This is a genomic window from Rheinheimera sediminis, from assembly GCF_004005375.1.
Classification (GTDB): Bacteria; Pseudomonadota; Gammaproteobacteria; order Enterobacterales; family Alteromonadaceae; genus Pararheinheimera.
Window position 1 is genome coordinate 1 of record NZ_RZUF01000036.1, and the last position, 11,749, is coordinate 11,749.

General features: G+C 45.8%; 8 protein-coding genes. 4 read left to right on the forward strand and 4 right to left on the reverse strand.

The window, feature by feature from the left end:
* Positions 1–263: 263 nt before the first annotated feature.
* Both EMM73_RS18245 and EMM73_RS18250 read right to left on the reverse strand, forming a co-directional pair.
* Complete coding sequence (locus tag EMM73_RS18245; protein ID WP_127688219.1) at positions 264–548, reverse strand: DUF6482 family protein; 285 nt, start codon at positions 546–548, stop codon at positions 264–266.
* Between the two features lie 122 nt (positions 549–670).
* Positions 671–1,831 carry a DcaP family trimeric outer membrane transporter gene (locus EMM73_RS18250; protein ID WP_127688220.1) on the reverse strand — a complete coding sequence of 387 codons (1,161 nt, stop codon included), beginning with the start codon at positions 1,829–1,831 and terminating at the stop codon, positions 671–673.
* Positions 1,832–2,092: 261 nt separating this feature from the next.
* Here EMM73_RS18250 and acs point away from each other — a divergent pair, with 261 nt between their 5' ends.
* The gene (gene acs / locus EMM73_RS18255; protein ID WP_127688221.1) at positions 2,093–4,042 is read left to right on the forward strand and encodes an acetate--CoA ligase; all 1,950 of its coding nucleotides are present in this window, start codon (positions 2,093–2,095) and stop codon (positions 4,040–4,042) included.
* A 99-nt stretch (positions 4,043–4,141) separates the two neighbouring features.
* Positions 4,142–4,813 carry a response regulator transcription factor gene (locus tag EMM73_RS18260; protein ID WP_127688222.1) on the forward strand — a complete coding sequence of 224 codons (672 nt, stop codon included), beginning with the start codon at positions 4,142–4,144 and terminating at the stop codon, positions 4,811–4,813.
* Between the two features lie 37 nt (positions 4,814–4,850).
* On the opposite strand, the gene EMM73_RS18265 is transcribed toward EMM73_RS18260, so the two are convergent.
* Entirely contained in the window at positions 4,851–5,915 is a 1,065-nt protein-coding gene (locus EMM73_RS18265; protein WP_127688223.1) for an AI-2E family transporter, read from the reverse strand.
* Between the two features lie 72 nt (positions 5,916–5,987).
* Positions 5,988–9,524: a PAS domain-containing hybrid sensor histidine kinase/response regulator gene (locus EMM73_RS18270; RefSeq protein WP_127688224.1), complete on the reverse strand. Its 3,537-nt coding sequence runs from the start codon at positions 9,522–9,524 to the stop codon at positions 5,988–5,990.
* Between the two features lie 180 nt (positions 9,525–9,704).
* On the opposite strand from EMM73_RS18270, the gene EMM73_RS18275 reads away from it, so the two are divergent.
* Positions 9,705–9,971: a DUF4212 domain-containing protein gene (locus EMM73_RS18275; protein ID WP_127688225.1), complete on the forward strand. Its 267-nt coding sequence runs from the start codon at positions 9,705–9,707 to the stop codon at positions 9,969–9,971.
* Between the two features lie 10 nt (positions 9,972–9,981).
* On the forward strand, positions 9,982–11,697 hold the full coding sequence (locus EMM73_RS18280) for a sodium:solute symporter family protein (protein WP_127688226.1): 1,716 nt from the start codon (positions 9,982–9,984) through the stop codon (positions 11,695–11,697).
* Positions 11,698–11,749: the final 52 nt, after the last annotated feature.

Below are 11,749 nucleotides of genomic sequence, written 5' to 3' on the forward strand. Positions count from 1 at the left end.
CTTCACTTTTGAGCCTTTCGACTCCACCGCGCTGCGAGGCGGCCATTTTAGTGATTTTCAACTGTGTGTCAAGCGATGTTTTTCATCATTTTTCACTTCATTTCAAAACCACTTCAGAGCTGCTTTCGCATCACCCCGTTGGCATGGCGCGCATTATAGGGAGTTTTTAATCCTGCACAACCCCTAAAATGACAATTTGATGATATTCGCGCTCGTTCGCTCATTAAAGGAGCAAAAAGAGCAAAAAACGTTCATTTAAGACCTCAAACAGGGATACGCAGACTATTATCCGCTTTTTCCGGACCACCGATCATCTCATCGTAAGCGGACTGATGCTGTAAAAATGCTTTTTTGATAGTGGCTTCAGCTAAAGCTTGTTTCACTTGTTCGACACTCAAAAAGCGTTGAGGTCTGTTTTCTGCGTCGACCAGAAACGCTACTCTGTTATCGTAATCTACTTGTGCAAGGTAAATACCCATTTCAATAGAATGGATAACAAGTTCGTTGATCACGACATCCTGACGATTCAAATGTTCTATTCTGTGCATATTCCACCCCTCATTTAGGTTATCTTTTTAATCTACGCACTAAGAAGGTATTTGGATGTATGTATCAGAAAATGCAAAGGACGCTTGAAGTCGTCCTTTGCATTGTTTGAACTGCGGATCAGTTAAAAGTCGTATTTAGCGGTAAACTGCACGCGGTTTAGATCACCGTCGGCTCCAGAGAGAATTTCACGGGTGGCGTGACGCAGCTCCACACCAAACATCAGTTTACTGGCGGCTTGATAAATAAGGTTGACTGCGTAACTACTGGTATTGTCTGTTACAGCCAAACCAGTCAACTGCGCGTCATTATCAATATGCTGGGCTGAATAAATCAGACTAGAGCGCCATTTATCGGCCCAAGCATGCTTATAGGCTAAAGCATAACCAGTAACTTTAATCGCATCGAGCTTGCCAGCGGCGTCAAGCACAGCATCGTTGCTGGTGTTTAATCCTATATAACGGCCCAAACCTTCACCACTATTAATGGTGAAACGGATATCGTCCGTGGCAGAGATATTATATTTTCCAGAAAAAGACACTGCGTAGCCATTGGTGCTGTCATCTATACCCGCAGATTCAATAGACAATTGGCGTGCGATTACAGCTACAGCCACCGAACCCCAGCTTGCCGCATGGTTATATTTAACCACCACATCTGGCACTGAGTTATCGTCTGTCACGATACGGGCACCACCATTATTTGGCGTCACTGTCGTTTCTGGGTTTTCCAAAGCAACCTGCCAGCCGCCGTTGGTATAACGCACCTGAGCCTGACGAGCAAAGATAGCCCCGTCTGTGTTACCGATAAAATCTAAACTATCAGGTAAAGAAGCAAGGTCCATAAAAGTTGACCAGGTTTGTCCCATCAACCAATTGTCATAAGTTAGGAATGCATGGCGAAGTTCCGGCGCATATCCATTACTAATACGTTCGTCGCCAATAGGATAAGTCGACATCATATCGAACTCGAGGGTGCCATTAATTTTTTTGCCATTATCCAGCATTGTTGCTGTTTTCAAAAAGAAGCGCGACTGGCGGGCATGGGCGTCGAAAGTTGCAGATTCTCCTACACCACCAACCGGAGTTACACCAGGAACGTAAAAGTCACGTCCGACCCCAGTCGCTATTTGTCCATCAGATGTATCTGTCCACATGGTATCGAGTTTAATGTATCCGCCGTAAGTAAGTTCTGTATCACCAAATTTTACCGTGGCCTGTGCTTGAGTGCAGAGCCCGGCTAGTGCTAATGCTACTAAGCTGGCAAGAGGTTTTTTCGTCAGCATTGTTTTCTCCTGGTCCAAGTTAAAATGTTGTTATTGTCTGTACCACCATTCAACTTTGGTTTGCTTTTGCCAAAGCGACAATTAGCCTTTAGTCGCAGATTGTTTTTTATTCATATTTGTAACTGACGACCTCACCAGGCTTGGCTAGACTAAGGTCTAATGTTGTTGGCGCAGTAAAAAAGGTAGAACAAGCATAGCCATAACAGGTGGTTGTTGTTGAGTAAATAAACCACCGAGCCTACAAGACAGGGGAATATTAAAATGAGTCACGCCCAGCTTTATCCGGTACCAGAACATATCAAAGCAAAGACTTTGGTAACGAACGAACAGTATCTGGCAATGTATGAAGAATCGGTGAGTCAACCCGATCAGTTTTGGGCTAATCATGGCAAAAGGATCAGTTGGTTTACCCCTTTTACAAAAGTAAAAGACACCAGCTTTGATTTGGGAAATGTGCATGTCAATTGGTTTAGTGATGGTAGCTTGAACGCCAGCTACAACTGTTTAGACCGCCATCTGCCCGAAAAAGCCAAAGATGTTGCCTATTATTGGGAAGGTGACGAGCCTGGAGTCCAAAAAGCTGTTACTTATCAAGAGTTGTACGACGAAGTATGTCAGCTTGCAAATGCAATGCGGACTTTGGGTGTAAACAAAGGCGATCGCGTTACTATTTATCTACCCATGATCCCTGCAGCGGTTGTCTCACTATTAGCTTGTGCGCGCATTGGTGCTATACACTCTGTGGTGTTTGCAGGTTTTTCACCTGATGCTTTAGGCAGTCGTATTCAGGATTGCGATTCAAAATTAGTCATCACATCTGATCAGGCCGCCCGTGGTAGCCGTTTGACTTATTTGAAAGACAATACCGACCAGGCTTTAGCACACTTAGGTGATGCTAACCCAGCTAAGCATGTAATAGTAGTTAAGCATGTTGGTGAAAACATCGATTTCCACCAGGGTCGCGATTTGTGGTATCACGAAATACTGGCAAAAGAGCCAAAACACTGTGAACCAGAGGTCATGAATGCTGAAGACCCTCTGTTTATTCTGTACACCTCAGGCTCAACAGGTAAACCTAAGGGTGTTCTGCACACGACAGGTGGTTACATGGTATGGGCTTCGATGACACATCAATATGTGTTCGACTATAAAGAAGGCGATATTTATTGGTGTGCCGCTGATATTGGCTGGGTCACAGGACATACATATATAGTCTATGGGCCTCTGGCTAATGGCGCAACCAGCGTGTTATTCGAGGGGGTTCCTACTTACCCAAGCGTAAAACGTATTGCTCAGGTGGTTGATAAATACAAAGTCAACATTCTATACACAGCGCCAACAGCCATTCGCGCTTTAATGGCCCACGGCACAGTGGCTGTAGACGGGGCGGATTTGTCCTCCCTCTCCATTTTGGGTAGCGTTGGTGAACCGATTAATCCTGAAGCTTGGAGCTGGTATCACCAGAGTTATGGCAAAGACAACTGCCCTATTGTCGATACCTGGTGGCAAACAGAAACTGGCGGCATTTTAATTACGCCGCTACCTGGCGCTACAGCCCTGAAACCTGGCTCTGCCACTCGGCCATTTTTTGGCGTAAAACCTGCTATTGTTACCAACGAAGGTGAGCTGGTAGAGGGCGTCGCTGAGGGTAACTTAGTGATACTCGATAGCTGGCCAGGACAAATGCGAACTGTATTTGGCGACCATGAGCGTTTTGAACAGACTTATTTTAGCACTTACAAAGGTATGTATTTTACCGGCGACGGAGCAAAACGCGATGAAGACGGATATTATTGGCTGACAGGTCGGGTTGATGATGTACTCAATATTTCCGGTCATCGTCTGGGCACAGCTGAAATAGAAAGTTGTCTGGTCGCTCATGATGCCATCGCAGAAGCTGCAGTAGTTGGTTACCCACATGATATTAAGGGGCAAGGGATTTACGTGTTTGTGGCTCCTCGTGTTGGTGTAGAACCCAGTGATGAGCTGACCAAAGCAGTGCGTGATTGGGTAAGGCGTGAAATTTCCCCTATTGCAGCACCTGATATTATTCAATGGACACCGAGCTTGCCCAAAACTCGTTCTGGTAAAATTATGCGGCGTATACTGCGTAAAATTGCTGCCAACGAATATGATCAGTTAGGCGATATCTCTACTTTAGCCGATCCATCTGTTGTGGAGCACTTGATCCAAAACAGATTAAACCGCTAAGCTGTTGACAAGAAGTTGCTTATATTTCATTAATAGCGACTACACTTTAGCTAAACCCAGCCTCTGCTTAGATGACAGAGGCTGGGTTAGGAGTTTTATATGGCAAAGTTAATTGTCGCAGATGATCATCCACTGTTTCGAAACGCACTGATCCACGCGATCAGTAATACGTTTGTCACCAAAGCCACCATAGAAACTGATAGTTTTGAAGCCACTTGCGAGGCTTTATTGCAGCATCCTGACGCCGATTTATTGCTGCTCGATCTGCATATGCCCGGAAACTGTGGATTTTTGGGACTGATCCAACTTCGGAAGCAATATCCAACCTTGCCGATAGTGGTGATTTCAGCCAGCGATGATCTGGATGTGATTAAACGTGTAATGGCTTTTGGTGCATCCGCTTTTATTCCTAAATCATCCCATCCTGCGGAAATTGGCAAGGCCTTAAGCGCAGTCATTGATGGTGAACTCTGGGTACCACAGGCTATCTATAGTCAGGTGATGAATCAGCACCAACATCAGCCAGATTTAGATCTGGCAGCTAAAGTAGCGGAACTGACACCTCAGCAATATAAAGTATTGTTTTATTTAACCGAAGGCTGGCTTAATAAACAAATTGCTTATGATTTACATATTTCAGAAGCTACGGTGAAAGCTCACATCACTGCCATATTTCGCAAGCTCGGTGTTACCAACAGAACACAAGTAGTGATCCAAGCGCAGCGTCTGCAACTTGAAGCGCCTGCAGATAAAACGCTTATCGCTCAATAGTCAATTCAACAGACTCAATAAAACACAACGAACCTGACTATTCAGGGTCGTTGTGTTGCTGAGGCAATTGAAATTCGTCAATAAAAATTTGCCAGAACACCAGGAACAGCGCCGCTACCATAGGGCCCAGCACAAAACCATTAATGCCCATCAAGGTGATACCGCCTAAAGTAGAAAACAGCACCAGATAGTCAGGAAGTTTAGTATCACGTCCTACCAGAACGGGTCGCAAAATATTGTCTGCAAGTCCAATCACCAAAGCACCATAAGCCACAAGAATGGTAGCGATAACCCAGTCACCTGTGGCATACCAATACAAGGACACCGGCAACCATACCAAAGCAGCCCCGACAGCAGGTAATAAGGATAAAAAGGCCATCACCACCCCCCACAGAATAGGCGCTGGTAAACCTAACAACCAGAAAATAAAGCCTCCCAAAGCGCCCTGCACTATAGCAACCACCAGATTACCTTTGACTGTAGCCCTGGTTACTTCAGCAAACTTAGCAAATAGTATACGTTCACGCTCATCGCCCAGAGGCAAAGCTTTGACTAAGAGCTCAACTAAACGATGACCATCCCTGAGCAAGAAAAAGGTCAGGTATAACATCAAACATAAGCTCAGAATAAAACCAAAGGTGTTTTGACCTATAGATAAAGCTTCTTTGGCGAGCAATCGACTGGCTTCTACAGCTCCTGACGACATTTTTTCGCGTAACCCATTGGTTTCAATGCCAAAACGAGCCAAGAAATCTGTCACTACCGGGAAAGCCTGCCGTATAGCCTCAATAAAACCGCCGGGATTAATTTCTCCCTTTTCAATTTTGTCGTAAAAAGAAACGCCTTCCTGAATAAAAGCTGCGCCTATAGCCAATACTGGTAATATAACCACCAGCATACAAATCAATAAGGTGATCAATGCCGCACGGTTGGGTTTATCCCCGATAAGATGTCTGACTTTACTTTGTACCGGATAAAAAATAACCGTAATAGCACAGGCCCAAAAAATACAGCCCCAAAAAGGCTCAAGTACAAAACCGAAAGCCAGAGTCACAATAACCAACATGACTAAAAAAAACCGTTCTTCTAACTTCGCCAGCATAAAGCGCTCCATTGCTGTGTTTTATCTGTGCGCCATTTAACCATAACAAGGACTCAGTACATAGAGGCAGAATTAAGAACGTTGGTTTTTCAAATGGTTAATACCTGCCCGTAAAGCTGCAGGTTTAATTGGTTTAGCTAAAAACAACAAACCAGCGGCTTTAGCGCGGGATGCTAAGTCAGGTTCTGGTGCGGCAGAAACTAAAATACCGGCAACTTTGCCCCAATATTGCTCTAACTGCTGATACAACTCTAAACCATTTAATCCTTGTCCCAACTGAAAGTCTAAAATTAGCAGGTCGGGCTTATCCAAAGCCGCAGCTTGCTCTAATAGCTGCTCAGCACGAACATAGCCTGTAACTTGGCCAAGCTGCCACTGCTCCAACAGAACCCTGAGCGCAGCAAGATTTGAACTGTCGTCATCCACACAAAGGACTTGCCAATGAGGCAAGGCAGCATTCTGGGAGTCGGCTACGGCTTTTTCCTCAATGATCGCCTGCTCAGAGGCCAAAGGTAAGTAGAGGCTAAAAACAGTGCCTTTACCAACCCGTGATCGAACCTCTAACTTGTGACCTAAAAGTTTTGTCATCCGCTGAACAACCGCCAGACCAAGTCCTACACCCTGCTGGCCTCTGGCTGTACTATCTACGCGGTAAAAATCATCAAAAATACGTTTTAGTTCATGTTCTGCCACCCCAGGGCCTGTATCCCAGATTTGCAGTAACAGCTGTGTCCCTCTTTTTCGGCAAGACAACATGACCTGGCCTGATGTGGTGTATTTAATTGCATTGCTTAAAATATTCTGCAAAATCCGGCGTAAATAGGTGCTGTCACTTTGTACCTGCCATTCACCAAAATGAGTTCTCAATTTAAGCTGCTTTTGGTCAGCTAACCAACTGAACTCATCCGTCAGCGGCTGAAGAATACTCTTTAATGTCACCACCTGGATTTTAGGTTGTAAGCGGCCATCATCCAGCCGGGCAATATCCAGTAATGTCGCGATCAACTCCTCAGTCGCTTTGAGTGAATTATCCAGCTGATGGATAATTTTTAGCTGAGTATGTTCCATGGTCTGATTTTGCAGGGCTGCAGTAAAAAGCCTGGCGGCATTCAGGGGTTGTAAAATATCGTGGCTGGCTAAGGCTAAAAAACGGGTTTTCGACGCATTGGCAGCTTCAGCTTCGGCTTTTGCCTGTAACAACTGCAACTCGGTTGTACTGCGCCTTGCTACCTCCTCCACCAGTTCCTGATTTATTTCGCTAATACGCTGAGTCCGTTCTTGCACCCGCTGTTCCAGATGTTCTTTGGCTTCCGCCAGCTGCTGTACAGCACGAACATGTTCGGTAATATCCGTAAAGCTGGTGACAAAACCACCACCGGGAATAGGATTTCCTCGCATTTCAATAACAGTGCCATCCGGCCTGACCCGCTGGAATACGTGGGAAGTACCATTTTGCATATGGGCTATACGCTTCACCACATGCTCTTCCGGCGCTCCTTCACCAAAAAGCCCACGTTCTGCGTTAAAACGAACTATATCGGCGACGGGGCGGCCAATTCGGATCATACCATCCGGATAGTCGAACATTTCTAAATAGGCCTTATTCCAGGCAACCAGTTTTAAATCCCGGTCTACCACGCTGACGCCCTGACTTAAATGCTCTAAAGTTGAGAATAAAATCTTACGGGAGAACTGAATAGCCTGAGTAGTATCGTCAAATAAGGTGACGACATCTTCCAGCTCCAATTGCCGGCCTTCAGTTGCAGCACTCACCACAGCTAGAGCTGAGGCTGCACCTATAACCCCAGCAAGTTCGCGCTCAACAAAAGCCAGTAGCTCAGGCCCCGCGATACTGTCAGTCAAATCAAGATCAGGAAAACGACGTTGAAACTCCGCCATCGCTTCACCGCAACGCTGCGCACCGATAAAACGTTCAAGCAGCATAGTGATATCTGTTTTGCGAACCTTAGCTCGTTTGACTGGAAGTTCTTTATGTTCCAGCGGTAAAGTGGGTTTGACAAAAGCTGCTGCCTGTAAGCGGTCTTTTAAATTCACTTTAATCAGCAAGGAGAATAATAGATAACAGCTCAGATTAAGACCTAAAGACCAAATCACTCCATGGCTTAGAGTATCCATTTGCAAACCAAACAGTGACGTAGGCCTCAGAGCTTCAATACCAAACAAGCCCTGCTGTAATACCTTTTGTTCAAGTACACCCACTGCAGCCAGCTGTGGCACCATAAGGCAGAAAAACCACAATGAAAAACCTATAGCTAAACCAGCATAAACACCAAAAGCATTACCGTGACGCCAATACAAGCCTCCGACCACAGCCGGAGCCAGTTGAATAGCTAAAGCAAAAGCCAAAAGCCCTGTCTCGGCTAACTCATAATTGCGGGCAAATAAGGCGTAATAACCATAAGACAGTAACATAACGGCGATGATCATAGCGCGACGCACCAAGAGGATCAGCCCACTGTAGTCTTTGATCCGCTGACCATGGCCAGGACGGCGCAAAATGGTGGGCATCACAACGTCATTACTGATCATGGTACTCAAAGCCAATGTGGAGATAATAATCATCGAAGTTGCGGCGGAAAATCCACCAATAAACACCAATACACTGAGGGTATGCCAGCCAGACTTTTCCGGGATCAACAACACAAAACTATCGGCCAAATGCTCCTGACCCGGCAGTAAATGCATGCCTGCCAGTGCGATAGGGATCACCACTGCGGTGACCAAGAGCAAATAACTGCTGGTCCAGCGTTTGGCGTGCCGTAAATGCCGGTGGTCTACATTTTCAACAAAAGCGACATGAAACTGTCTTGGCAATAAGAAAATAGCCGTCATGGCGAGTAAGGTTTTGATAGCCAAAGAAAGCCAACTATTGTGATCCCTGTTTTGTTGCAAGTGGCTCGCGTGCAGCACAAACTGGTCTATGCCTAGCTGGTCGGGTAACAACAACCAGTAGGTCATTAAGGCTAAACAAAGCAAGGCAAATAACTTCACCACAGATTCAAAGGCGATAGCTACCATTACACCTCGATTTTGTTCTGTCAGTTGAACCTTACGGGTTCCAAACAAAATCGCAAAAACTGTCATCGCCATAGCACTGAACCAGGCCGTATCTTGCCACCAAGGCAGATATTCATCGGATAAATCATGACCCAGCAACACCTGATAGGAACTGGCAACTGCTTTTAGCTGCAAGGCAATGTAGGGGATCACCACCACCAGGCACAGTAAGGCCGTCACTAAAGCAATATTTTTGCGTTTACCATAACGGGCGCTGATAAAGTCAGTGATAGAGGCCACGTTTTGTTTTTTTGCTACATACAGCAGCTTAAACAAAAAGGGTTGCGCGAACAGAAACACCAGTATAGGCCCAAGATAAATCGGAATATAATCCCAGCCCTGCGTCACTGCTGTCCCTACTGCACCATAATAAGTCCAGGACGTGCAATACACAGCCAAAGCAAGACTATAGAGCAGACCACCATACTTTCGTAGTAGTTGATCTCCGGCGTGACGTTCGCCCCAGTTTGCAATAAAAAACAGCAAACCCACATACAACAAGGCCAATAAAGCAACTATCCAGGCTGACAAAGCGCACTCCCCTCTGATTTCAGTGGTTACTTTTGGCTTAAAGCAACAGAAAGTCAATGATCTGCTTTTTGGGGTTCGACTAAAGTCGGGCTATCACTTCCCGCACCTACTGCTAGATTAAGCATGCAAGTCAACAGAATTTCTATAACAACCACAAAAAACAACAAGAGGAAGACAACGATGGCATTTCAAAGCAATGAATTAGCCAAAGCCTATTGGCGGGAGAACGTCTCGCTGATGCTTAAACTGCTCGCGGTCTGGTTTGCGGTATCCTTCGCGGCCGGGATTTTATTTGTAGACCAACTGAATATGGTGCAGTTTTTTGGCTTTAAGCTCGGATTCTGGTTCGCGCAACAAGGCTCTATCTACACCTTCGTTCTGCTGATCTTTATTTACGTCGTCAAGATGAATGCGCTTGACCGTAAATACGACGTCCACGAAGACTAAGGGGTAGATGATGGACTTACAAACTTTAACTTATATAGTGGTTGGGGCAACTTTTGCGTTGTACATCGCTATTGCCATTTGGGCACGGGCGGGTTCAACTCAGGAATTCTATGTAGCTGGCGGCGGTGTATCACCCTTAGCGAACGGTATGGCAACAGCCGCTGACTGGATGTCTGCCGCATCGTTTATTTCGATGGCCGGCTTAATTTCTTTTATGGGGTATGACGGTTCTGTCTACCTGATGGGCTGGACTGGTGGTTATGTGCTGCTGGCGTTATGTTTGGCGCCCTACCTGCGTAAGTTTGGTAAATTTACCGTGCCTGACTTTATAGGTGACCGGTATTACTCTCAAACAGCACGCACAGTCGCTGTTATTTGCGCCATTTTAATCTCCTTCACTTATGTGGCAGGTCAGATGCGTGGTGTAGGTGTGGTGTTCTCCCGTTTCCTGGAAGTGGATATCACTACAGGCGTGATCATCGGTATGGCGGTGGTGTTTTTCTACGCTGTATTAGGTGGTATGAAAGGTATTACTTACACTCAGGTTGCTCAGTATTGTGTACTGATATTTGCCTACATGGTGCCAGCAATCTTCATTTCCATCATGATCACAGGTCATGTGTTACCACAAACAGGTTTAGGTGCCACCTTACTGGATGGCTCAGGTCTACACTTGCTTGAAAGGCTGGACGGCCTCTCGGCTGAGTTAGGTTTTGCCGCTTACACTGAAGGCACAAAATCCACCGCAGATATCTTCGCTATTACCGCAGCCTTAATGGTAGGTACAGCGGGTTTGCCTCACGTTATTGTACGTTTCTTCACTGTACCTCGCGTCAAAGATGCTCGTATCTCTGCAGGTTGGGCATTGATTTTTATCAGTATTTTGTACACAACTGCCCCTGCTATAGGTGCATTTGCTCGCTACAACATGATTGATACCATTAATGGTCCTGATGCTCAGGGTACGTTAGTAGCAGAAGCCCCTACCTGGATCAAAAACTGGGAAAAAACCGGTTTGATTAAACACGAAGATAAAAATGGCGATGGTCGTATGTTCTACTCAGGTGATGAGCGCAACGAAATGACGATTGACCGTGACATCATGGTGTTGGCAAACCCGGAAATTGCTCAGTTACCTGATTGGGTGATTGCGCTAGTCGCCGCTGGTGGTATTGCAGCTGCATTATCTACAGCTGCAGGTTTATTACTGGTGATTTCGACGTCGATTTCACATGATTTACTCAAACGAAATCTGATGCCAAATATCACTGACAAGCAAGAACTATTAGCAGCACGGGGCGCAGCAGCTGTCGCTATAGTGATTGCAGGTTATTTGGGTATCAACCCACCGGGCTTTGTCGCGGAGGTGGTGGCTTTTGCCTTCGGCTTAGCTGCGGCGAGTTTCTTCCCTGCCATTATTCTTGGTATTTTCTACAAGAAAATGAATAAGGAAGGTGCTATCGCCGGTATGTTGGCAGGTATCATTTTCACTGTGAGTTATATCCTGTACTTCAAAGGGATTTTCATCACTCCATTTGCTGAAAACAAACCTGAAAACTGGCTCTTTGGTATCTCCCCAGAGGGCATAGGTACAGTAGGTATGGTGGTGAACTTTGTCGTCGCTTTCACAGTAAGCAAATTCACCAAAGAAGTACCGCAGGATGTGCAGGATATTGTTGAACAAATCCGCTTTCCAAAAGGTGCTGGTGAAGCTCAGGCTCACTAAGCCAATCCGAGAAATAACTGACCCTGATAAGGCGTGGTGACACGCCTTATCC